This is a genomic window from Shewanella sp. LZH-2, from assembly GCF_016859145.1.
Classification (GTDB): Bacteria; Pseudomonadota; Gammaproteobacteria; order Enterobacterales; family Shewanellaceae; genus Shewanella; species Shewanella xiamenensis.
Map to the genome: position 1 here is coordinate 1,526,600 of NZ_CP069350.1, position 23,687 is coordinate 1,550,286.

Sequence of the window (23,687 nt, forward strand, 5' to 3'; positions counted from 1 at the left end):
ATTAGTTAGTGCCAGTAGTTGTGCCAGTACCAGTACCAGTACCAGTTGCTGCTGGGCTACCATCAGAACTGTTAGCTGCAACTAAAACACCAGTTACAACTGCACCAGCTGCGATACCGCCAGCAACGATAGCACCAGTAGCGCCACCAACACCAGTACCACCAGTAGTTGTACCAGTTGTGTTAGCGTTAGCAGTAACTGAACCTAACATTGAAATAGCAGCGATAAGTGCTAATGAAGTTTTTTTCATCGTGATTCCCTTTTAGAAAAAATTAACCTAATTTTTAGCTAATCTAGTACAGCATGATAGGTGATTCAACTTAAATGATCAATGTTAAATCTATTCCGCCATTCAGACTTTAGACTGATTTACAGCTTAGCTGCTACTGAATAATCCTTAATTTTTAATGAGTTTCGCACATTGTGGTTAAGGAATTATGTCATCGTTTAATTTATAACACGGCAAGATACGGGCTTCAATTCGATTTTACTTAGCCTTTTTATTGTGAGTCATCGCACTAGGCTAAATTGAAAAATGCTTTCAATTCGTCAAGGTGCGCCATACCGTCTTGATAGCCTAAATCGATCAATGCGCTGGTATAGGATTTTTCAAACAAGAGATAAGACACAATACTGGAGTCAGACTGCCTATCGATACCAAAAAATCCCAGTAAGGTTTTAATTGCCCAGGGCATATCGTCATAGAAGCGGGCGGCGATTTTACTTAAATCTTCGCTGGGTTTTATCACTAAGGTTTTTATGGGGTGTAATGCTAGTTGCGCACGACTTTCTTCTGGAATAAGGGAAAGCGTATGATTTATGCGCTCTAGGCGCTCTAAATCGCTATTTAAGGTATCGGAAAAGATGGTATCCAACAGATGACCCGCGATGGTCGCTGTCTTCGGATGATATTCTAGCTCCATCGGAAAATGCTTATGGGGACTGTCTAGGTTTATCACCAATAGCTTATTAGCCCCCAAATGGATTGGACTTGAAAGCGGCGCCAGCTGGTGGACTGAGCCGTCACCATAATAAGCTTGATTAAGTTTAATTGACGGGAACACCATGGGAATGGCTGAGCTTGCTAACAAGTGCTCGGTATTTAACATGCGCCGCTCACCGCTGCGTCTGGCGCGGGTCCAGTTTTCAATATCCCGTGCCGCTTGAAAAAACGTCACCGAACGCGAGTTGTTATAGCAGGAGGTATCGACACTCAGAGCGGTTAAAGCGCCGTTGCGGATATTGCGATCAATTCTTTTAAAATCGATAAGTTCATTCAATAAGTGCCGTAAAGGTTCATTATCGAGCAGGCTGCCAGCATCTGTATTGACCTTATCGTCCTGTAAGCCTTTTAGCGCCATTTTTGAGAGGTGCTTTAACACGCTAGGAAGAGTGGCTCGGTACACTTTTCTAGTTTCAAAATGACGCCATACCCATTCGAGTTTTTTGACACCTAAGTGAAAACATGAGGCATGGGTGGCGATTGAAGTACCATTAATGGCACCAGCGGAAGTGCCACATATGATTTTGAAGGGAATGCCATGGTTGCGAGGATAAAGCTGGACCAGTGCTTTTAACACTCCCACTTGATAGGCGGCACGAGCGCCACCGCCACCGAGAACTAATGCTGTTGATGTTGGCAATCTTAATACTCAACGACTTGTTATTATGATTTTATTAAAGCAATGCCTTGTCTAAAAAAGCAAGTCTGAGCAGTTATCTTAATGACATTTCTTTAGTTTTTGATGAGAAGAGTCAAAGGTAAGCACTTGAGAGCTTGTTTGCCATCAACAGACGGGAAATAAAAAACGCACTTAAGTTAAACCTAAGTGCGTTGCTGTATTGAGAGGTTAATGGTAAGCCATTAACTCACACAGGCTCAATGTGCATTCAGTGCCAAAAGATAGTGCTTAAGCTTGCAGATTCTTTAAGAAATCGACGATTTGGTCGAATGGTACGTCTTGTTTTTCACCGGTGCGGCGGTTTTTGTATTCAAATACACCCGCGTCGATATTGCGATCACCAATCACCACAGTGTGAGGAATACCAATGAGCTCCATATCGGCGAACATCACGCCTGGACGCTCTTTACGATCGTCCAGTAGCACATCAATACCCGCAGCGCTTAAGTCTTTGTATAACTGCTCGGCGATATCGGTGACGCGGTGCGACTTGTGCATATTCATTGGCAGAATGCCCACACTAAATGGTGCAATCGCTTCTGGCCATACAATGCCACGGTCATCAAAGTTTTGCTCAATCGCAGCTGCCACGATACGGCTCACGCCAACACCGTAACAACCCATCAGCAGCACCTGTGATTTACCGTTCTCATCGAGAACAGTCGCATTCATCGATTTAGAATAGTTAGTGCCGAGTTGGAAGATATGACCCACTTCGATACCACGAGCCATGGCATAGGTACCTAAACCATCCGGTGTTGGCTCGCCTTCAACCACGTTACGGATATCAGCCGCTTGTGCCAGTGGCAGATCGCGCTCCCAGTTGATACCAAAGTAGTGTTTATCATCCACGTTTGCACCGGCAGCAAAATCGCTCATCACGCTAACACTGTGGTCGATGATGATCGGCATATTCAGGCCGACAGGGCCTAATGAGCCTGGACCTGCGCCAATGGCGTCACGGATCAGGGCTTCTGGGGCAAATTCTAATGGTGATGCCACTAAATCTAATTTATCTGCCTTGATTTCATTTAGCTCGTGGTCGCCACGTACAATCAGCGCAACCAGTGGTGCAGCGTCGGTCGCACCCTTAACAATCAAGGTTTTCACTGTTTTAGTGATATCTAAACCGAATTGCTCAACTAACTCTGCAATGGTTTTCGCATTGGGGGTATCGACTAAACGTAATGCTTCAGTCGCCGCGCCGCGCGTTTCGGTTGGCATTGGCGATTCGGCTTTCTCGATGTTAGCGGCATAATCGCTACCCGTAGAGTAGGCGATTAAGTCTTCACCGCTTTGTGCTAATACATGGAACTCGTGTGACATGCTGCCACCGATAGAACCGGTGTCCGCTAAAACTGGACGGAAGGCTAAGCCCATGCGCGACAGAATGTTGCTATAGGCTTGATACATTGCCTCATAGGTTTCATTCATGGTATCCACATCAAGATGGAAAGAATAAGCATCTTTCATCAGGAACTCGCGAGAACGCATCACGCCAAAGCGTGGGCGAACTTCGTCGCGGAATTTAGTTTGAATTTGATAAAGATTCAGCGGTAATTGTTTGTAAGAGCTGACTTCTTTGCGGATTAAGTCGGTGATCACTTCTTCGTGGGTTGGTCCCAGAACGAAGTCACGGCTATGACGGTCTTTAAAACGCAGTAGTTCAGGACCAAACTTGTCCCAGCGACCTGTTTCTACCCATAAATCAGCCGGTTGCACCATAGGCATAAGGATTTCAATCGCGCCCGCTTTGTTCATCTCTTCACGAACAATCGCTTCGACTTTACGTAATACACGCAGGCCCGTGGGCAAGTAGCTGTATAGGCCTGAAGCGTTACGGCGGATCATACCCGCACGTAGCATTAATTGATGGCTGATGACTTCTGCATTCGCAGGTGTTTCTTTTTGAGTAGAAAGTAGGTATTTGCTAACGCGCATTACCGATGTCCAAATTTGAGTTGAATGGGCGCCATTTTATCACCTGCTTTGATGATGTCACCTATGGATTTAGGTTAAATTCAACTAGCTGGGAGACAAATAGCATTTTTGATGCTGGATAACGGATAAAGAAAGATAAGCGCTGCGCCGCTAGGGTGCGACTTCGTCATTGCTCGTATCTAGATTCTCGTCGCTGCTCACTTATTTCGCCGATCGCCAATCACCCGTGCAGGATTACCGGCGACGATGGCCCATGCGGGGACATCTTTAGTGACAATACAGCCCATGCCAATCACCGCATGGTCGCCAATGGTGACACCATCAACTATCCCAGCCTGTGCGCCAATCCACACATCTTTACCTATCACGACTCCTTTAGAGTGGGAGGCTTGTTGATAAATGGGCGTATCGGGCGCCATGCCATGATTAAAGGCGTAGATTGTCACATGGTTAGCAATGCGAGTTTGATCGCCAATTTGAATCCCCACTCGACCGCCATCGAAGGAGCAGCCATGATTGATGGCGACTTCATTACCAAGGGTGATAGGGCCATGTAAAAAACATTCGGCGGCAATCATGCAGTGATTACCTATCTTGATATCGCGATTGGGCTCGGCAAATAACTGTGCCTCGGGAGCGATAAAACAGTTATCACCAATGGTGACGGTTTCGAGGGCGCAAAGGTTGGTTTGAATTTCATCCTGCCAAGGTTTAGCCCAGACTAAGTGTTTTTCTTTGAGTGAAAAATACAGCCAGGGCATCCAAGACAGACGCTTTTTGTGTTGGCTCTGATAATCAGGCAATGCGGTTGTGTTTAGCGTCTGCATTTAGCCACATTTCCCGGGTTTGAGTTCGAGCACTTGAATATATTCCCGATCATCCTCATCAACCGCCATCCGCCAAAAGATATCCAAATCATACAAAGCCACTTGATATAGCTTGGTATCATCCTTGGCTTTTTTATAGGCAGGGCGAGGGTCTTGTCCGAGTACGCCGCGGATAAGTTCGGCCAAATCAGTATAAGCGTTCTGTTTGCTATAGGCGTTAATCTGCGTTGCCGCGAGCTCGGAAAACACCACGCTAATCAGCTTAGGCGCTTCTTGGGCGATACCGCCGACGGCACCTTCAATCGAATCTGAGAAGGGAATATAGGGCTTAATATCGATAATGGGCGTGCCATCGACAAGATCCATGCCTGAAATCTCCAAGCATACTTTGCCTTTACGTTGCACCACTCGGTGGAGTTTTACCACGGATTGGCCAATGCCGTTTGGGCGAAAAGTCGAGCGGGTTGCGAATACACCGAGTTTTTCATTACCACCTAAACGCGGTGGGCGAACTGTGGTTTTCCAGCCTTGGGCGAGATTTTCATGGAAACAAAACAGCAACCAAAGGTGCGAATATTGCTCGATGCCACGCACAGCGTCGAGATGATTGATATGGCCTTCCAGCTCAACATAACCGCGTGCTTCCACCAAACCAGGTTGCCTTGGAATGCCAAATTTTTGTTTGTAGGGGGTACGGCAGGTAGCCACAGCGGTAATTTGGTTGGTAAATGTCATGCAAAAAACACCTAAAGGAAGGAGCAACAACCCAAACTCAGATGGCTTAGGTTGTAAAGTACAACAAGAATGGCGTGCAGTATACACGCGATGAACTAGTCGGCGGTGGCCATTTTAATCGCTTGACCGACACATAACGCTCGGCTGATACAGCCTTGCGCAGCTTCTTCCATCATCACGCATTGTTTGATGATGATACCGTTAGCACCTTTATCAGCCGCAGCGCGGCGGGCTTCGGTTCTCGCTTCGCTTAAGGATGCTGGCACGCCATTTACATCCGCTTGGCAAGATTCTCCTTGCACTAAGCCTTTCAACTCGTAGTGGCCTTTAGGCAAACTATCACCTTCAAATAGCGTAACATCGCCCGCCTTGAAGTAGTCACTAATCGCCTCACCGTCTAAATTGCTATTAAAACTGTAGTCGCTGGCACAGGCGCTAAGCAGGAGCACTAATGCACTTGAGAGGATGATTTTCATGGTTTGACCTGAGATTAAGGGTAAAGAAGCGCAGTCCCATGACTGCGCGGTGCTGTGCGATTTATCTCAGTAAATTCTATCGCTTAAGATACTTTTGATAAAGCTGCTGGTGGCGATTATTCAGATCTATTTGTCTTCCTTCAATCCAGATCGCATCAATTTTGTTACTCATGGGGTCGAGGATATCTCCGTCACTCAGCACAACGCTGCCCTGATAGCCTACTTCGATAGCGCCTAAATCGTTAATCCCTAACAGCTTTGCAGCATCTAACGTGACAGATTTTAACGCTTGCTCTGCCGTAACGCCATAAGCTGCGCTGTAACCTGCGGCATAGGGTAGGTTACGACTGTTCCAATCCGATGAAAAGCCAAGCGCATAGGGAATGCCTGCGCTCGCAAGTAACGACGGGATTTTAAACGGTAAATCTACCGGTTCATCTGTACGTTTAGGTAGGCTTAGGGTGTGCGGATAAATCACACTGGCATTCACTTCCCTTAAACTTGAAGCTAATCGCCACGCATCATAACCACCGACAATGACCAATTTAAATTGATATTTTTTAGTCAGGGCAATGACTTGCTCGATTTGGTTAACACTGTCTGCGTGGGCAAATAGCGTTGCTTTACCTTGATACAGTGGCAACATGGCCTGCCAACGCAGATTAGGCTTGTGGTCGGCATCCGGTGTATTTTGGCTCAAAAAGTAGCGGTAACCATCTTCAAAGGCAGTGATGAGTTGATTGATTGCCTGCTGATTTTTTTCAATCGCTTTGGCTTTTCCTTTTTCATCCTCTGGCATGCGTTTTATCTGTGGCCAGTAAACATGAAATTGGCCTTCACTGGGGTGCAATGCATCTTCAATGGTCCACGCATCGAGATCGACGACCACCGATTGGCCCGCGAGTCCGTCACCACTAGGGACAATTTGTGCGTGAGTGATGCCATTATAGCGAATGGTTGGCAGCAGCTCCGAATCCGGGTTGTAAGCCGTTGCTGCACTAATTTGCGGGTTAAAGTCACCGACTTCAGCGTTATCTACGGTCGGGCGAACCATCTCGATTTCCACTAAGCCAAGACTGGTATCCAGTGCAACAAGGCCTGGATATAAATGCTTACCCGTAGCATCGATGATCTGCATCTGGCCATCAGCCTCATTGGCGCTAAGCTGTGGCCCTAGCGCGCTGATTTTACCGTTTTCAATCAAGACATCGGTATTGGTTAAAACCCCTTGGCTGACCGTATGCACAGTGGCGTTTTTAATCAACACACCGTGAGTTTGTTTTGGCGCAGGGATGAGATTATGTGCCTGCACGGACAAGGTGATGGCAAGTGTCGACAGCAGCAAGGTCGTGGGTAAGTGCTTCATTATTTTGCTCCCTGATGATGTTGGCCCCAAGCCTGATAATGGGTATCGCAGTGCCATTGTGGCTCGTTAAGCGGTGTAACTTTTTCACCCGCCTTAGCGTTATCATCACTACTGAGAATTTTTTGGATAAGAGCGGCACGCTCAGCCACCACTTGCTGCTGGGCAAGCTGGTCTTGGTCGCGATCGAAGTAGCGTTTGCCTTCAACCCAAGCCTGGGTCACTTTGGCATAAATCGATAGCGGCTCGGCGTTCCATAGCACGATATCGGCCATTTTGCCTGGGGTGAGTGAGCCGACATACTCATCGACTCTGAGCTGTTTCGCTGGGTTGATGGTCACCATATTCCAGGCATCTTCCTTTGACATACCGCAGTACATCATTGACTTAGCCGCTTCTTGGTTGAGTCTGCGCTGCATTTCGTAGTCATCGGAATTGATACTCGTCAGCACACCTTGTTTTTGCATTAGGCACGCGTTTTGAGGGATCGCATCATAGACTTCGAACTTATAGGCCCACCAATCGGCAAAGGTCGAGGCGCCCGCACCATGGGCAGCCAGTTCACTGGCAACCTTGTAACCTTCAAGCACATGGGTAAAGGTTTGCACTTTAAAGTGGTAGGCTTCGGCTAAGCGCAGGAACATTAAGATTTCCGACTGTACATAAGAGTGAATATGCACATCGCGCTGTTGCTTAAGCACTTCGGCCACCGCCTGCAAGCGATAACTTGGGCGCGGTGCGAGGGTTTTCTTCTTCTCACTGCTGCGTAAATCATCATAATCCTTCAGCGCATTCTCATAGGCGAGTGCTGCATCGAAGGTTTCTTCAAATAAGGCTTTTACCCCCATGCGCGTCTGCGGGAAGCGCTGCACAAACTTTTCGCCCCAGTTACTCTGTTTAACGTTTTCGCCAAGGGCGAATTTGATACTGGTAGGGGCATTGGCAAACTTTAGCTGTTCTGCGCTTTCTCCCCACTTCATTTTGATTAACTGGGATTGGCCACCAATAGGATTAGCGCTGCCATGGAGTAATTGTGCGCTGGTCACGCCACCCGCGAGTGCGCGATAGATGGAGACATCTTCAGGATTAATCACATCGCCAATCCGCACTTCAGAGGTGACTGCGTCTGTGCCTTCGTTGGTGCCGCCGTTGATGGCAATATGGGAATGCTCATCGACAATCCCCGCTGTTAAGTGCTTGCCCGTTGCATCGAGGACTTGATATCCAGAAGGCGTGTTGAGTTGCTGGCCGATTTTTTCAATCTTGCCATTGGCCATTAGCAGATCCGCATGTTCCAAGATACCTTGTTTATCTGAGGTCCACAGGGTGGCATTTTTAATATGGAGTTTCTCGGCTTTGGGCGCCTCACTTAAACCATAGGCGACGTTAGGGTAGGTAAGTTGACTGACTAAGGTTTGCGTTGCATCGGCTTTAGGCGTGTTTACTTGCTCCGTCTTTGGCGGAGGTGTAAGGGCAATACCAGCAACATTGATGCTACGACTTTGGGCGTCTACCATCCGGCCTTGAATGCCGTCTTTGGCAAACCAGAGGGTAAAACGGCTGATCCCATGAATGCCCGCATCAGTTAAATTGGCGTTAAAGCTGACGCGGCCATCGTTTTCAAGCTTGAGGTTGGTGAGTGGAATACTCTTCTCGCCACTGCTCAGATTTCCTTGCAAAGTGGTTTTACCTGCTTTGTCTGCTTCTTCAAGGCTCAAATCTAAAGTTAAATTATTCAACGTCAGCTGATAGTCACCCAACATCTTGGCTTGTGAACGTGAGCGGATTGCTTGTTCTTGTCCCTGTAGCCAGACACTGTAAATTTGTCCGTCTTTAAAAATATTGCCCTTAGTAATGACAAAGTCCGCCATATAGCCCGCGGCAAGTTTACCGGTCAAGTCAGCGGTTCCTGCCATTTCAGCAGCTTGAGTGGTGAGGGCCGCAAGGGCTTTATCTTCGCTGAGTCCTTGCGCAATCGCTTGACGAAGGCGTGGCCAAAACGCCTCGGTCTTAATGCCAAATTGGGTAAACGCAAAGGGGATACCTGCATTTGCTACTGCGGCAGGGTTTGTGGGCGCGCGCTCCCATTGTCTGAGTTCTGCAAGGGAGACTTCGCGATCGGCATCATCGGTACCCACATCGGGTGCTTGTGGGTAATTAAGAGGAAGAATTAAAGGATAATTCAAAGCCTTTAATTCGTTGATCCGAGCATATTCTTGGCCACTTGCGAGTAAGTTGGCGGGCTGCTTATGTTCTTTGAGTAGGTTAGCTGCACGCAATAAATCGTTCAGATTTTTTGTTTCAAATACGATTGGTTTCTCGGCTAAGTTATCTAAACGTTCGAAGGCAATATTAAATTCAATTTGAGGTGTAGCTGAACTATTAACCGATTTGTGCTTATTTTGGTTATACCAGTTAGCATCGGCAAAGGTTTGCCTGATAAGCGCAATACTGCCCATTAAGGAATTGGGATAATCTTGCTCGGAGGTGCCTTTATCAAAGGCCATAAAAGGTTGGCTGCGCGCCCGATAAATCACCTCGTTAGCATTTTTATCGGCTAATGATAGGCTGACACCCGTGCCTCGGAAAATACCATCAAGCTTACTGCTTTGCACACTGGTAAAACCGTTTACGATCCAATCTTTAGCACGTTGCTTATTGGGGTAAACGTAATTAAACCATTCTTTTTCAGCGTGAATTGCACCATTCTCAGCATTGCCACCGATACGTTTAATATCATATACCGGACGAGTTAGCCCCAATTTTGGATATTCAAACTCGATAGCATAATCGGTAAAGGGATCGATAAAACCGGGATAAATAGTATAACCACTGAGATTGACCTTTAATGCCGCCGCGGGGATATCACCTTGGTCAATAATGGCTTTGATCCGATTGTTTTCAACTAATAATGTGGCATTTGAGAGTCGTTTCCCCGGTGCAAGAATTAATTCTGCATTGGTCAATGCAGTTAACTTATTGACGGGAGTGATGGGATTGGCCTCGGCAAAAATGGGTTGAGATACAAAACTACTTATTATGCCGCAGCTTATTATTATCTTATTGTTTATCTGCATTTTTTATTCACTTAGACGGAGGGTGAATAAAGAGTAACCTAAAGTAGATGTAAATACTAAAGATGAATTGTAACGCAATTTAAGCATTTACTTGAATGACAATGGGCGGGGTGGGATAGGCATAAAAAAGCTCGCAGGGCGCGAGCTTTTTTATGTTACTCAATGATAATAGCGAATGGCTATTGTCATTACCATTACGGTATTGGATTAGATTAAGAAATCATCCATAGAACGGCCTTTATTGACTTCGTTCTTAAATACTGTTGGCATACGGCCTTGACCTGTCCACTGGATCACTTCGCCATCAACTTCAATTTGGTATTTCGCTGGACGAGGAGCGCGTTTCTTGCTCGAGGCTTTAACTGCAACACCACCTAAATCGTCGATTGATAAACCAACGGCTTCCATTTGTTGACGGATTTCTTCAATTTTTGCATTACGAGCAGCAATAGCTTGCTGTTCTTCTGCTTCCATTGACTCACGCTCAACTAAAATTTTATCTAGTTTAGCCGCTAAATCACGCAGTTCTTCAACGCTAAGATCTTTTACAGCAGCTTTAAAACGACGACCGTGAGTTAATATCTCTAAAAATTCGCTCATATCTATTTTCGTCCCACTCTATTTTTATTACAGGATAATGGTGAACAACAGCTAAATGATAGAAACTAATATTGCTCGAATCAAATAAAATTATGCAATAAACAAAAATTAAATATTATTTAATTTTTGAACTTTTTATATATGGCAAATAAGTGTTCAAAAATGTGGCCAATACGACAGTCTTAAAAATGCAAACAAGCGTTTGACTTTGGTTGACGTTAACGTTAACAGGACGTAAAGTGGCTCTATCCTGCATTGGTGATCACCAATGTTTTGTCCATGTACATGAAAGTGTAGGAAGGAAGCCCTATGAAAGTATTGGTGCCTGTTAAGCGCGTAGTTGATGCCAATGTGAAGGTCAGGGTAAAAGCTGACAACACCAGCGTTGATACCGCAAACCTCAAAATGGCGTTGAACCCTTTTTGTGAAATTGCAGTAGAAGAAGCGGTTCGTTTAAAAGAAGCGGGCAGTGCTACTGAAGTAGTGGTCGTGAGCATCGGCAATAAAGCCGTTCAAGAACAATTGCGTACCGCATTAGCACTAGGTGCTGATCGCGCGATTCACATTGATACTGAAGAAGAGTTAGCACCAGTATCAATTGCCAAATTACTTAAAGCCGTACAAGAAAAAGAACAAGCGCAATTAGTGCTGTTTGGTAAGCAATCCATTGATGGTGATAATAACCAAACGGGCCAAATGTTTGCTGCATTAACGGATATGCCGCAAGCGACTTTTGCTTCAGCAATTAAAGTTGAAGGTAATTCACTTCAAGTTGCTCGTGAGATAGATGGTGGTATGCAAACCTTAAATCTACCATTGCCAGCTGTGGTGACTGCGGATTTACGTTTGAATGAGCCACGTTATGCCTCATTACCTAATATCATGAAAGCCAAACGTAAGCCATTAGACGTCCTGACGGTAGCTGATTTAGGTGTGACGCTCAAAGCGCATCAAACGGTGATCAAGGTAACGCCGCCTGCTGAACGTAAGGCCGGTATTATGGTTGCGTCGGTAGCAGAGCTGGTTGAAAAGTTAAAGAATGAAGCGAAGGTGATCTAAATGGCCATTTTAGTATTAGCAGAACACGATAATGCGGCGCTGAAACTGGATACCGCTAAAGTTGTCACCGCAGCTCGTGCGATCGGCGGTGATGTACATGTATTGGTGGTGGGCCATCAATGTGTTGCAGTGGTGCAAGCTGCTCAAGCTCTACAAGGTGTCGCGCAAATATTAGTCGCCGATAACAGTGCTTATGAAGCGCATTTAGCCGAAAACGTGGCTAAATTGCTGGTGGACTTAGCACCAAACTACAGCCATATTCTCGCAGCGGCATCGAGTGCGGGTAAAGACACGTTACCGCGTGTGGCAGCGCTTTTAGATGTGGCGCAAATTTCTGAAGTGATTGCTGTGGTAAGCAGTGATACTTTTGTGCGTCCGATTTACGCGGGTAACGCCTTAGCGACAGTTCAAAGCCATGACGCTATCAAAGTGATGACAGTGCGTGCCAGTGCGTTCGATGCGGTTACACAGGGTAATAATGCTGCTGTGACTACCTTGGATAAAGTGTTTGAAGCCAAAGCTCAGTTTGTGTCTCAAGCGCTGACAGTTTCAGCACGTCCAGAGTTAGGAAATGCTGGCATTATCGTATCTGGTGGCCGTGGCATGGGCAGCGGTGAAAACTTCGGCATGTTAGAGCAACTGGCTGATAAGCTTGGTGCCGCAGTAGGTGCTTCGCGTGCGGCGGTTGACGCAGGCTTTGTTCCGAATGACTTGCAAGTCGGTCAAACCGGTAAAATTGTCGCACCTAATCTCTATATTGCAGTAGGTATTTCAGGCGCGATCCAACATTTAGCGGGAATGAAAGACGCTAAGGTGATTGTGGCTATCAACAAAGACCCTGAAGCGCCTATCTTCCAAGTTGCCGATTATGGCCTCGAAGCTGACCTGTTCGAAGCCGTTCCGCAGTTGATTGCAAGCTTAAGTTGATTTTATTTGTGAGCTAAGTCAAAGTAAGCGGCTTCGCGGTGGTAACTGCTTAGCCGCTTATGTTTTTATGAGCCTCACGCCCATGTATGGGCGTTCTTAGAAGTAGAGGCGCACCAAATATCAGTAGTGATCAGTAGGGTGATTCCGTTGATCGTTCACGAAAGGATTTGGTGCCGAAGTAGTTTGATTTATCACGATCAACTGCTGGGGTTGTGTCTAATAGGTACAACACTGCCATAGTATTTCCAGATACGGATATTAGGAATAGTTACTATGGAGCGCTACTGATAGGACAGGTGATCTTGGGTATCTATTGCCTTTTCCCACCAGTTCAGTCGCCCTCCATTCGTATTTTGACGAAGAAATAATCAATGACTGTAGTTAGTTATGCCGATTCGGCGCTTTCTTTGCTCCCGCCTGTGGTTGCAATTGTATTGGCGATTTTTACTCGCCGAGTGCTTCTTTCCCTCGGTTTAGGAATTGTGATTGGAGTATTATTGCTCAATCAATTTTCTCCTGTGGCCAGCGGTGAGTTTTTATTTAGCAGTGTAAAAGGACTTTTTTGGTCGGAAGATAGCGTAAATTCTTGGAATTTATACATTCTCGGTTTCTTGATTGTATTGGGGATGATCACCGCTCTAATTACTGTGAGTGGTAGTGCTCGGGCATTTGCTGATTGGGCAAGGTTACATATTCGTAATAAGCGCGATGCGAAATTACTGACCATGTTTTTAGGCTGTGTTGTTTTTATTGACGATTATTTCAATAGTTTAGTCGTTGGGTCTGTCGCAAGGCCTGTTACCGACCGTTACCATATTTCCCGCGCTAAATTAGCTTATTTATTAGATTCTACCGCAGCACCAGTTTGTGTCATTTCACCGGTATCAAGTTGGGGCGCTTATATTATTGCGTTAATTGGCGGAATATTAACAGCACATGGTTTTGCGGACTCTGGTCATTTGAGTGTATTTATTCAAATGATCCCTATGAATTTCTACGCAATTTTCTCTTTATTATTACTGCTTTGTGTGGCGTTTATGGGCTTAGATGTTGGCCCTATGCGTGAACATGAATTAAATGCCATGCGCGGTAATTTATACGATGAGACTAAAGGTTTACCGCCAGGTGCTAATGCTGATTTACCCGAAGCTGAAACAGGTAAAATCCTCGGGTTATTCCTACCTATCACAGTACTGGTATTTGCGACCCTGTATTTTATGATCGATAGCGGTGCCCAAGTATTAGCTAAAGAAGGCATTGAATTTAATATTATTTCTGCTTTCGAGAAAACCGATGTGAGTTCATCACTGTTCTTTGGTGCCCTGATTGGTTTAGCGGTTGCGCTGGTACTTAACTTAGTGCAAGGCGTTGAAAAATCAATGGTATTAAAAGGTGTAGTGCAGGGAGCTCGCTCTATGTTGCCTGCGATTTACATCTTGTTATTTGCTTGGACCATTGCAGGTGTGATCGGCCAGCTTGAAACCGGTAAGTTTATGGCTAGCCTAGCCACTGGGAATATTCCCTTTGCTTTCTTACCTGCATTAATGTTTGTGTTAGCGGGCCTGACTGCATTCTCTACTGGAACCAGTTGGGGTACGTTCGGGATTATGCTGCCGATAGCTGCGGATATGGCAATGGGAAGTCACACAGCCATGATGTTACCTATGCTGGCTTCGGTATTAGCGGGGGCGGTATTTGGTGATCATTGTTCACCGATTTCTGATACCACTATTTTGTCGTCGACGGGGGCCAGTTGCCATCATATCGACCACGTAGTGACGCAGCTTCCCTACGCAGTAATCGTTGCGCTGATCAGCATGATCGGCTACGTAGTGCTTGGCTTTACTGAATCGGTCAATGCGGGATTAGTGACTTGTAGCATATTGTTTGTATTGACGATTTTTGGTCTGCACATTAAATCCAAAAGTACGGCTTTATAAGTCCGTGATTTAACTTCGCTCTTATCTTGAGAATATAAAACAAATCAGCCAGCAACTATGCTGGCTGATTTTTATCTACTCAGTATCTAAGATTACTGAGTCTGATTGAGCCCACGGCGGTTGAGTAAACCTTCAGTGGTAGGCTCTTGGCCGCGGAAGTTCTTGTAAGCTTCCATTGGCGCAATACTGTTGCCCACTTCGCGAATGGTCTTACGGTATTTCATGCCGATCTCACGGTTTAGGCCGCCTTGGGTTTGCACATAGGCAAAGGCGTCAGCCGCTAAAATTTCACTCCACATATACGCGTAGTAACTTGCAGAGTAACCACCTGGGAAGGCGTGGGCAAAGTAAGTTGACTTATAACGTGGTGGTACGGCGGTGATATTTAAGCCGTGCTTTTTCAGCGCATTAGCCTCAAAGGTCGCTACATCTTGCAATGGTGCATCAGGGCTTAATGAGTGCCATTCCATATCCACTAGCGCCGCAGCCATATACTCTAACGTATCGAAGCCTTGGTTAAAGCTGCCGGATTTTAACAGTTTTTGCAGTAACTCATCAGGGATAGGCTTGCCTGTTTCGTAGTGCTTGGCGTAGTTGGCTAACACTTTAGGGTGGGCCGCCCAATCTTCTTCGAAAGTCGATGGAAATTCCACAAAGTCACGGGATACCGAAGTCCCAGAAAGACTTGGGTAAGTCACTTTGGAGAACATACCGTGGGTACCGTGGCCCATTTCGTGGAACATCGTGGTGACTTCGTTATAGCTGACGAAGGTAGGTTGGCCATCAGGCGCCTTTTTAATGTTCATCACGTTAACTACGACAGGCTTAGTACCTTCGAGGAAGGATTGCCCTACAAACGAGCTCATCCATGCGCCACCGCGTTTACCTTCACGGGCAAAGTAATCAGCATAGAAAATCGCCATGCTTGAGCCATCGGCATCAAACATTTCATAGGCTTTCACATCTGGGTGGTATACGGGCAAATCTGGACGTGGTTTTAACGTCACGCCATACAACTCTTTAAGCGTATAGAACACGCCGTCTTCGAGGACGCGGTTAAATTCGAAGTAGGGACGAATGCTATTTGCATCAAGAGCGTATTTTTCTTGGCGGACTTTCTCTGCGTAAAACTCCCAGTCCCATGGTGCGAGCTCAAATTTGCCACCGGTCTTGTTGATCATCGCTTGGATATCGGCCGCTTCTTTCTCTGTGTTGGCGACTACTGCTGGCACCATAGAGCCAAACATGCTGTAAACCGCTTCTGGCGTTTTTGCCATTTGCGGTGCAAGGCGATAGCTAGCCCAGTTCTCATAACCTAAGAGAGCGGCGCGCTCGGCACGTAATTGGGCTAAGCGAGACACTAAAGATGCGGTCTCGTTTTCACCCGTTAAGCCACGGTTTGCCGAGGCTTCCCAAATGCGCTGGCGCAGTTCACGGTTCTCTAAAGAGGCGAGTATTGGCTGGCGAGTAGTGTTGGTGATATTGATTAAGTACTTACCTTCATGGCCTGCTGCCTTGGCATCGTTTGCTGCCGAGGTGATTTCGCTGTCACTTAGGCCCGCCAGTTGTTCTTTGTTATCGACAACAATAGCGATTTCTTTGGTTAAGCGTAGTAAACGTTGAGAGAACTCGTTGGTCAGCGTTGATTGTTCTTCATTTAGGGCGCGGATTTTTACTTTTTGCTCATCGGTCAGCTTAGCGCCAGCCATGATAAAGCGCTGGTGATACACCTCAACCAAACGTACCGCTTCAGGCGTTAAACCTAAGTTATTGCGGTCGTTATAAATGGCTTCAATACGAGCGAATAGCGCAGGATTAAGGTTGATGTTATCCGAGTGAGCAGCCATTTTGGGGGCCATTTCACCTTGGATTTTACGCAGGGCTGGATTGCTGTTCGAACCTGCGAGGTTGTAAAACACGCTCGATGCACGGTTGAGCAGGGCGCCACTTTTTTCCATGGCGACAATTGTGTTATCAAAGGTTGGCGCAGCAGGATTGTTAGCAATTGCTAAAATTTCTTGATACTGCTCTTTAATACCTTGTTCTAAAGCGGGCTGAAAATGCTCGTCTTTAATAACACTAAAATCAGGTGCTTGATATTGCAGTGTACTGGCTTGGAATAAGGGGTTTTGGGTTTGTACTGCGGTGACATTTGCAGCTTTTGTATCTTGAGTGCTACAGCCTGCGAGTGCTCCGGTCATCAGTGTGGCGCCAATGGCGATGGCAATAAAACTTTTACGCATAGTTGAGTGATTTCCTTAGAATTGTAGTTTTTGTGACTCTAGCGTTACTAACTTAAATAGGACTGAAAACCTATGGGGTGAAGTTGTAAGTAAAAGTAAACAAAAAAAGCGCCCCAAGGTTACGGGGCGCTTTGAACTATTTTCTTGCAGGGAAAATAGCGGGACGATTAACTATTTACGGGTGAAGTTGTGGTATTTGTCGATACCTGAGCTGCTACCTGTGTTATGGCAAACAGCACATGCTTCTCCTGTTGGTTGTTTGAACCAATCACCTACGGCAGGAACGCTGATCTCGCCACCATTGCTAGCCATGTGAGCTTTGACTGCATCGCCTGTGTGGCAAGCATAGCAGTTAGCGGTAACAGGGCTGGTCATTTTGTTACCAGGTTCAAGGATGTATTGGTTTGGTATTTTGTTTAAATCAATCGCGGTTTCGTGACAGGCAACACAGCTTGTGACTGGGTTGATTGCACCTGCACCGTTAGCGGTTTTCGCTTGAGTGCCATCGGCCTTCATCTCACCGACATTCGCACCGTTGCCCCAGTGCCAGCTGTGCACCATAGGACCAAAACCAGCACCGAGTGTGGCTGATGTCCGTGCCATACCGTTATCATGGCAAGCTACGCAAGCCTTACCGCCTTCGTCAAATGCGCCATTTTTGTGGAATGCGGTGGCATCATTGTGGCAAGTAGTACAGCTGTTATCACTGACTACGGTGCGACGTTCAAAGGCGGATACTTTGGTTGCAGTCGCAGGATCGACTACATCAGAGTATGCGGTGAACGAGACCCCCATTGAGCCGTCATAGCCATTGGCTCTGAGGCTGCCATTGCTTTGATAGCGTTGGTTACCGTCGTACTCCATCCAACCTGCGGTGCTGAAGGTCACACGTGCAGAGTAGACATAGTTGGCGTTTACAGGGCTGATATCGGTCAGCAGATGACAGATATTTTTAGTACCATCAGCATTGTAGCCATAGTAATAGTTAGTACGGTTACCAGGGCGACCGACTAAGCTATTTTTTTCGTAGGAATGCAAATAAGCACCTGCGTAAACAATCGGTTTCTTAGCATCAAATACCAGCGGATTTGAGTAGTTGAAGTTATCTTTAATGCTAAAGATATTACCGTCAGTATCTTTTACTGTCAGAGTGGTACACCAGCCTGGTGCGGTAACGGCAGAAGCTGCACCAGTTGGCGCATAATGATCTGTTTTTGTTGAAATATCATCAACTTTAACAGGGGTAGATAATTCAAGTTTATACTTAGCACGTAATGCTTGGCGCTCAGTAATACCTGTTTTACCTTCATGCATCGGACGGACATCGGCACCATTACTTGGCACAATCGCGCCTGGTACACCACCAGTATTGTGACAGTCAATACAGCCTGGGCCTGAAACACTAATATTGGTTGGAGCTTCAACGTGGCAAGAACTACAGTTCATCACGCTGAAATCTTTAGTAAATTTCTGGTGATTAATGTGGCCAATCTTAGACAGTGTGTTGGTTGCATAACCGCCGATAGAGAAACCTTCGGCATTTTTTGCTGCAAAGCTAACTGAGCCGTGACAGACTAAACAGCCTTCAACGAAGGTGACTTCGCTGTCCATACCGGTTGCTACATAACTAGCGTGACGACGTGGGCTTGTTGAATAGTCTACGTGACAGGAATAGCAACTATCGGTCGTGGTTGAATGAGTTCCCTCTGGCTTGTTCACCACCAGCGGTGCTGAGCGAGCAATGCCAGTTTCAGCATTACCGCCGACTCTGAGCCATACAATACCTTCGGTACCAGCGTTAACACCTTTCATTGGGGCTTTAAAGCTATAGTGACCATCGCCTAATGAAGTGAGCAAAGCGCCCTCAGTTGCTTGAGTCGCAGCGCCACCGATATTGACGTTATCTTTGACAGGATTGCCACTTGCGTCGGTTTTGTCGGCTTCATTTCTATTATTGATAAAGCCTTTATCGGTTAATGCTGCAACTTTGGCTTCAGCATTTTTCAGTCCATTGATTAAGTTGCCATTTTCGTCAGTGATCTTAAATTCATAGGTGATATTGCCTTCACCAAAGCTATAGTTCAGTACTTTTACATTGGTGACTGTTGAACTCGTGACTGGTGGTGGAACCCAAGGTTCACCCGGTGTTCCCGGTGTGCCAGGTGTCCCCGGAGTGCCTGGCGCGCCATCTACACCATCTTTACCATCACTGCCGCAACCTACGAGAGCACCGGTAAGTGCTAAGGCGACAACGTATGCCAGTTTTTTAGAGGTGAATATTCTCATCATAATCTCCATTAATCCAATACGCATTTAAAGGCACGGATTGCAGCACTAACGTTTGCAGGGGAGATTAGTGCTTTGAACCGCTGATTTCATTTGCAAGCATCGAATACTTTTATTTTTTGAATTGAGTACTTTTGGTCTCAGATGAAATATTACTGTTATTGATATGTTTGTTTTTTGAGCCAAACCGCATTTAGGACTATAACTTTGGAGGTAGATCGCATTTCTAAACTTTTGTTAATGTGATTTTTCTTAATTAAAACAGTATTTAAGGTTAAATTAAGGTTGTTGTAACAATTGCGCCTTTATGGCTTTATCTGTTTCCATATGTTGAGCGTTGAATAGAAATACGAACAATGATTTTTAAAGTGGATTGACCATGAAACCGATAAAATATCCATTCTAGATATTTAGATTGAGATTTCAGTATAAAAGCTGAGCAAGCCCTAGTGTGCTAGGGTCAAGCGCAATGCTAAACTAAGCGGCATAAACTCTGGTGACAGAGATATGATCAATCAGTTTGAAAAAGGGATTCATTTTGGCGCAATTGTACTTTTACTATTCAGCAATGAATGCGGGTAAATCTACCTCTTTATTACAATCTTCCTATAACTACCGTGAGCGCGGTATGAATACGTTAGTGATGACGGCTTCTATCGATGATCGATACGGTAAGGGCAAAGTAGCTTCGCGGATTGGTATTGAGACTGAGGCGCAGGTTTTTAGCCGTGATGACAACTTGATTGAAATGATTACCGCTGCCCATCACGTGAATCATCTGAGTTGTGTGTTGGTAGATGAATGCCAGTTTTTAACTAAAGAACAAGTCAAACAACTTACATATATTGTTGATAATATAGACATTCCTGTATTGTGCTATGGGTTGAGGACTGACTTTCAAGGTGAGCTTTTTAGTGGTAGCCATTATTTATTAGCTTGGGCAGATAAATTAATTGAGCTAAAAACCATTTGTCACTGTGGTCGCAAAGCGAATATGGTGGTGCGGCTAGATGGTGAAGGAAAAGTCATGCGCGAAGGTGAGCAGGTCGCAATTGGCGGTAATGAAAGTTACGAATCGGTATGCCGTAAACATTTTCGTGAGTTTATTTGGGATTAACCTAAGCTCGGTTAGCACTTAACCAAAATATAAGAATTTTTGTGCTAACCACTTTGAGGCTTGCTGCCAAGTCATTAAAATATGGTGAGATATAACACATATAATCCATCATCCAAGAGCAGTTAGATCTTGTTCGAGCAAGGTAATAAGAATGTATCGCGGCGATACACTCAGATAAGCATAAGTGTGAGTTTTGCCGTTGTACTTCATGTTGATGCATTAAGCATAAGTTGGGAAAAATCCCACGTAGAAAGGATGTGTTAAGTGATTTTTTGGAGCCGTTTTGCCTAATTCTACGCAAGAAATGCAATTTGAAAACTATCGTCCTCGTTCGCCACAACCCGAGCCTAAGGCAAAGCGTGAGCGTAAGCCTAGATCCAAAGGGCGTGCTTGGTTTCTATTATTTATTCTGGTTTTTTGTTTAGCGATTTTGATTGGTCAGGAGGTCAAAACCTCTTATTACCAGTCTAAGTATATTCACCAATACGCTAAAACTCTGACCTATGAGCTGAAAAACGAGCCCACTCAGTCGATTATCTATCCAAGTTATGGTCCCTTCGATGAGCGTCATGGCTACAGTAAGTTGCCACAATATATTGATCGCTTATTGCAACGTAATTTCCAAGTGACACAGCAGGTTGAGTTTTCTCCTGCGTTGCAGGAATACGCCCAGATAGGCTTTTTCCCGCCTTACCATGAGAAAGCACAATCGGGTTTGACCTTGCTCGACTGTCGCAATACCGATCTCTACGAGTTCACTTATCCAAAACGTGTGTATCAGGATGACGATAAAATCCCTAATGAAATCGTCAATACTTTGCTGTTTATTGAAAACCGCGAGTTGTGGACCACAGAGCCAAAACTAAATCCGGTGATTGATTGGCCACGTTTTATTGTGGCGGGGATGAGCCAAATCGCTGAAATGGTGGGGATGAATGTCTCAACCGCGGGTGGCAGTACACTGGCGACGCAAATTGAGAAGTTCCGCCATTCTTCTCAGGGATTAACTTTAAGTATCAAGGATAAATTGCTGCAAATAGCCTCAGCAACAGTGCGAGTGTACCAACAGGGAGAAATCACTGAACCAGCCCGTAAACGTATCATCCAAGATTACTTAAACACAGTGCCATTATCCTCAGCCCCTAACCATGGTGAAGTGCATGGCATAGGTGACGGCCTATGGGCTTGGTTTGGTACAGATTTCGATACAGCAAACCAGCTGTTGTCTTCACCCCAAATTAAAGCTAATACGGCCAAACGTGGCCAAGTGTTTCGCCAGGTGGTGGCACTGATGATTGCTCAGCGTCGTCCTTCCTATTACCTATTACAGGGACATGAAGATTTAGAGAATCTAGTTGATAGCCATATCCGTTTACTCGGCCAATATTATCTGATTGACCGTAAACTCAGGGATGCCGCACTAGGACAAAAATTACAGTTTAAAGTCGCTAAACCTCAGCGTAATACCCAATCGGGCGCAGACAAGGGCGTTAACACTATCCGTATTCGTACTGCGGGTATGTTGAATGTCGGCTTATATGATTTGGACCGACTCGATTTGACCGTGAATAGTAGCCTACACAGTGAGTTACAACAGCAAGTAAGTAACTACTTACGCAGCCTTGGGCAAACTTCAACGGCTGAAAAAGTCGGACTTTTAGGTGAGCGTTTACTCGAACCTAGCCAACTGCAAAACGTACTCTACAGTTTTACGCTGTATGAAAAAACCGCCACGGCCAATCGTGTACGGGTACAAACAGACAGTACTGACCAACCTTTCGATATTAACGAAGGTAGTAAGTTGGAGCTTGGGTCGACGGCAAAGCTAAGGGTGCTCGCGACTTACCTTGAGATCATTGCTGAAATTCACGATAAGTATTCGAAAAAGCACGGCATTGAGTTGGAGTCGATTGTGATTGAACCTCGCGATCATCTCACGCGCTGGGCGATTGACTATTTGATTGTCAATCCCGATAGGCGCCTTGATCGCATGCTCGACGCCGCGCTGCAACGGGAATATTCAGCCTCGCCTAATGAGCAGTTCTTCACTGGCGGTGGTTTACATGTATTTAATAACTTTAAGAAAACAGAAGATCTTAAGGTTCCGACCATGTATCAAGCACTGCAAGACTCGATCAACTTGCCCTTCGTGCGCTTAATGCGGGACATCGTCAACTACAGCAGCAGTATGCAAAACGAAGGCAATATGGCGCGCTTACTGCGCAATGATAAGGATCCGCGCCGAGAGGAATATCTGCGGGTATTTGCTGACCGAGAGGGCAATACCTTCGTGACTAAGTTCTACCGTAAATATAAGAAAGTGGCGCCCAATGAGCGTTTAGAACTGTTTTTCGATGGTCAAACCCAAGCTGAACAACAACTCACTGCGGCTTATCGTTATTTGCAGCCTAATGAGTCTATCGCCGCCTTTAAGGCCTTTTTACAGCAGCGGCTACCACAAAATAGTTACACCGATAAGCGCATCAAAGAGCTATATAACAAGTACGGCCCCGAAAAATATAACCTCCCAGATCAAGGCTATATCGCGCGGGTGCATCCGCTTGAACTCTGGGTACTCGATTATTTGAATCAACATCCTGAAGCTAACCTCAACGATGTGAAAGAGGCCAGTAAAGATGAGCGTCAGGAAGTCTATCGCTGGCTGTTTAGAACTCGGCACAAAAACGCGCGGGATGTGCGTGTACAAGTAATGCTGGAGGTCGAAGCTTTCCTTGATATTCATCAGCGTTGGGCGCGTTTAGGCTATCCCTTTGAATCTATGGTGCCTTCTTTAGGTTCGGCGCTCGGTAGCTCGGGCGACAGACCTGCTGCTTTAGCGGAATTAATGGGGATTATTCAAAACGATGGTTATCGTTTACCGACGGTACGGATTAATCAATTGCACTTTGCTGAAGGTACGCCCTATGAAGTACGGCTCGAAAACCAAAATACCCAAGGCGAACGAGTGATGCGTCATGAAGTCGCCCAGGCGTTAAAGGCGGCGTTGGCAAATGTCGTTCAAAACGGTACTGCACGACGTCTTAAGGGCATCTTTACCGATGATAACGGCGAGATGCTGGCCATTGGCGGCAAAACGGGTACGGGCGATAACCGTATTGTGACCCAGATGCAGCAGGGCCGAAAAGTCGCTACCACGGCGATGAACCGTACTGCGACTTTTGTGTTTTACTTAGGTGATAACTACTTCGGCACCTTAACTGCCTTTGTGCCGGGCAGTAAGTCCGATGATTTTAGTTTTACCTCGGCGCTGCCATTACAAGTGATGAAAGGGATGATGCCTATTCTTGCGCCTTATGTGAAATCATCAAAAGGCATGTGCGTGCGGGATGAGTAATGACTCACTTTTGCAATATGCGTTTTTGAAACATAAGCATTGTAATGCGAGTTTGCAGT

The 23,687-nt window shown here is 45.8% G+C and carries 16 protein-coding genes and 1 riboswitch; of the genes, 5 read left to right on the forward strand and 11 right to left on the reverse strand.

What is annotated here, in order from left to right; translation table 11 throughout:
* Window position 1: 1 nt before the first annotated feature.
* From JM642_RS06920 to JM642_RS06960, 9 genes are all read right to left on the reverse strand, one after another.
* Entirely contained in the window at window positions 2-250 is a 249-nt protein-coding gene (locus tag JM642_RS06920) for a hypothetical protein (protein WP_037420505.1), read from the reverse strand.
* A 268-nt stretch (window positions 251-518) separates the two neighbouring features.
* Window positions 519-1,643, reverse strand: coding sequence for a patatin-like phospholipase family protein (locus JM642_RS06925; protein ID WP_203433269.1), 1,125 nt, complete (start codon window positions 1,641-1,643; stop codon window positions 519-521).
* Between the two features lie 267 nt (window positions 1,644-1,910).
* On the reverse strand, window positions 1,911-3,623 hold the full coding sequence (locus JM642_RS06930) for a proline--tRNA ligase (protein WP_037420511.1): 1,713 nt from the start codon (window positions 3,621-3,623) through the stop codon (window positions 1,911-1,913).
* Window positions 3,624-3,820: 197 nt separating this feature from the next.
* Entirely contained in the window at window positions 3,821-4,450 is a 630-nt protein-coding gene (locus tag JM642_RS06935) for an acyltransferase (RefSeq protein ID WP_203433271.1), read from the reverse strand.
* Window positions 4,451-5,185, reverse strand: a complete 735-nt coding sequence (gene tsaA, locus JM642_RS06940) for a tRNA (N6-threonylcarbamoyladenosine(37)-N6)-methyltransferase TrmO (RefSeq protein WP_203433272.1) — start codon at window positions 5,183-5,185, stop codon at window positions 4,451-4,453.
* Between the two features lie 95 nt (window positions 5,186-5,280).
* Window positions 5,281-5,661 (reverse strand): Rcs stress response system protein RcsF, encoded by a 381-nt coding sequence (gene rcsF, locus JM642_RS06945; RefSeq protein ID WP_037420516.1) that lies wholly within the window; start codon window positions 5,659-5,661, stop codon window positions 5,281-5,283.
* A 76-nt stretch (window positions 5,662-5,737) separates the two neighbouring features.
* Complete coding sequence (locus JM642_RS06950; RefSeq protein ID WP_203433274.1) at window positions 5,738-7,027, reverse strand: amidohydrolase family protein; 1,290 nt, start codon at window positions 7,025-7,027, stop codon at window positions 5,738-5,740.
* On the reverse strand, window positions 7,027-10,101 hold the full coding sequence (locus JM642_RS06955) for an amidohydrolase family protein (RefSeq protein WP_203433276.1): 3,075 nt from the start codon (window positions 10,099-10,101) through the stop codon (window positions 7,027-7,029). Before JM642_RS06955 ends, JM642_RS06950 begins: the two co-directional genes overlap by 1 nt.
* A gap of 207 nt (window positions 10,102-10,308) precedes the next feature.
* Complete coding sequence (locus tag JM642_RS06960; RefSeq protein ID WP_037420523.1) at window positions 10,309-10,701, reverse strand: H-NS family nucleoid-associated regulatory protein; 393 nt, start codon at window positions 10,699-10,701, stop codon at window positions 10,309-10,311.
* A gap of 309 nt (window positions 10,702-11,010) precedes the next feature.
* Here JM642_RS06960 and JM642_RS06965 point away from each other — a divergent pair, with 309 nt between their 5' ends.
* The 3 genes from JM642_RS06965 to JM642_RS06975 all read left to right on the forward strand — a co-directional run bounded on the left by JM642_RS06965 (window position 11,011) and on the right by JM642_RS06975 (window position 14,627).
* A complete protein-coding gene (locus JM642_RS06965) occupies window positions 11,011-11,760 on the forward strand; it encodes an electron transfer flavoprotein subunit beta/FixA family protein (protein WP_037420526.1) in 750 nt (249 codons plus the stop codon).
* Window positions 11,761-12,687 carry an FAD-binding protein gene (locus tag JM642_RS06970; RefSeq protein ID WP_203433278.1) on the forward strand — a complete coding sequence of 309 codons (927 nt, stop codon included), beginning with the start codon at window positions 11,761-11,763 and terminating at the stop codon, window positions 12,685-12,687.
* A gap of 95 nt (window positions 12,688-12,782) precedes the next feature.
* Window positions 12,783-12,979, forward strand: a riboswitch (Lysine riboswitch).
* 79 nt (window positions 12,980-13,058) lie between these two features.
* Window positions 13,059-14,627 (forward strand): Na+/H+ antiporter NhaC family protein, encoded by a 1,569-nt coding sequence (locus tag JM642_RS06975; protein ID WP_203433280.1) that lies wholly within the window; start codon window positions 13,059-13,061, stop codon window positions 14,625-14,627.
* A gap of 92 nt (window positions 14,628-14,719) precedes the next feature.
* On the opposite strand, the gene JM642_RS06980 is transcribed toward JM642_RS06975, so the two are convergent.
* Both JM642_RS06980 and JM642_RS06985 read right to left on the reverse strand, forming a co-directional pair.
* On the reverse strand, window positions 14,720-16,870 hold the full coding sequence (locus JM642_RS06980) for a M3 family metallopeptidase (protein ID WP_203433282.1): 2,151 nt from the start codon (window positions 16,868-16,870) through the stop codon (window positions 14,720-14,722).
* A gap of 171 nt (window positions 16,871-17,041) precedes the next feature.
* Entirely contained in the window at window positions 17,042-19,156 is a 2,115-nt protein-coding gene (locus JM642_RS06985) for a cytochrome c3 family protein (RefSeq protein WP_037428301.1), read from the reverse strand.
* 538 nt (window positions 19,157-19,694) lie between these two features.
* Here JM642_RS06985 and JM642_RS06990 point away from each other — a divergent pair.
* Window positions 19,695-20,273, forward strand: coding sequence for a thymidine kinase (locus tag JM642_RS06990; protein ID WP_203433284.1), 579 nt, complete (start codon window positions 19,695-19,697; stop codon window positions 20,271-20,273).
* 283 nt (window positions 20,274-20,556) lie between these two features.
* Window positions 20,557-23,628 (forward strand): transglycosylase domain-containing protein, encoded by a 3,072-nt coding sequence (locus JM642_RS06995; RefSeq protein ID WP_203433286.1) that lies wholly within the window; start codon window positions 20,557-20,559, stop codon window positions 23,626-23,628.
* The last annotated feature ends 59 nt before the right edge of the window (window positions 23,629-23,687 follow it).

Excerpts from the sequence above, each read along its gene's own strand:
- JM642_RS06920 (WP_037420505.1), bottom strand. The coding sequence starts at position 250 with ATGAAAAAAACTTCATTAGCACTTATCGCTGCTATTTCAATGTTAGGT.
- JM642_RS06930 (WP_037420511.1), bottom strand. The coding sequence starts at position 3,623 with ATGCGCGTTAGCAAATACCTACTTTCTACTCAAAAAGAAACACCTGCG.
- JM642_RS06935 (WP_203433271.1), bottom strand. The coding sequence starts at position 4,450 with ATGCAGACGCTAAACACAACCGCATTGCCTGATTATCAGAGCCAACAC.
- tsaA (WP_203433272.1), bottom strand. The coding sequence starts at position 5,185 with ATGACATTTACCAACCAAATTACCGCTGTGGCTACCTGCCGTACCCCC.
- rcsF (WP_037420516.1), bottom strand. The coding sequence starts at position 5,661 with ATGAAAATCATCCTCTCAAGTGCATTAGTGCTCCTGCTTAGCGCCTGT.
- JM642_RS06950 (WP_203433274.1), bottom strand. The coding sequence starts at position 7,027 with ATGAAGCACTTACCCACGACCTTGCTGCTGTCGACACTTGCCATCACC.
- JM642_RS06955 (WP_203433276.1), bottom strand. The coding sequence starts at position 10,101 with ATGCAGATAAACAATAAGATAATAATAAGCTGCGGCATAATAAGTAGT.
- JM642_RS06960 (WP_037420523.1), bottom strand. The coding sequence starts at position 10,701 with ATGAGCGAATTTTTAGAGATATTAACTCACGGTCGTCGTTTTAAAGCT.
- JM642_RS06965 (WP_037420526.1), top strand. The coding sequence starts at position 11,011 with ATGAAAGTATTGGTGCCTGTTAAGCGCGTAGTTGATGCCAATGTGAAG.
- JM642_RS06970 (WP_203433278.1), top strand. The coding sequence starts at position 11,761 with ATGGCCATTTTAGTATTAGCAGAACACGATAATGCGGCGCTGAAACTG.
- JM642_RS06975 (WP_203433280.1), top strand. The coding sequence starts at position 13,059 with ATGACTGTAGTTAGTTATGCCGATTCGGCGCTTTCTTTGCTCCCGCCT.
- JM642_RS06980 (WP_203433282.1), bottom strand. The coding sequence starts at position 16,870 with ATGCGTAAAAGTTTTATTGCCATCGCCATTGGCGCCACACTGATGACC.
- JM642_RS06985 (WP_037428301.1), bottom strand. The coding sequence starts at position 19,156 with ATGAGAATATTCACCTCTAAAAAACTGGCATACGTTGTCGCCTTAGCA.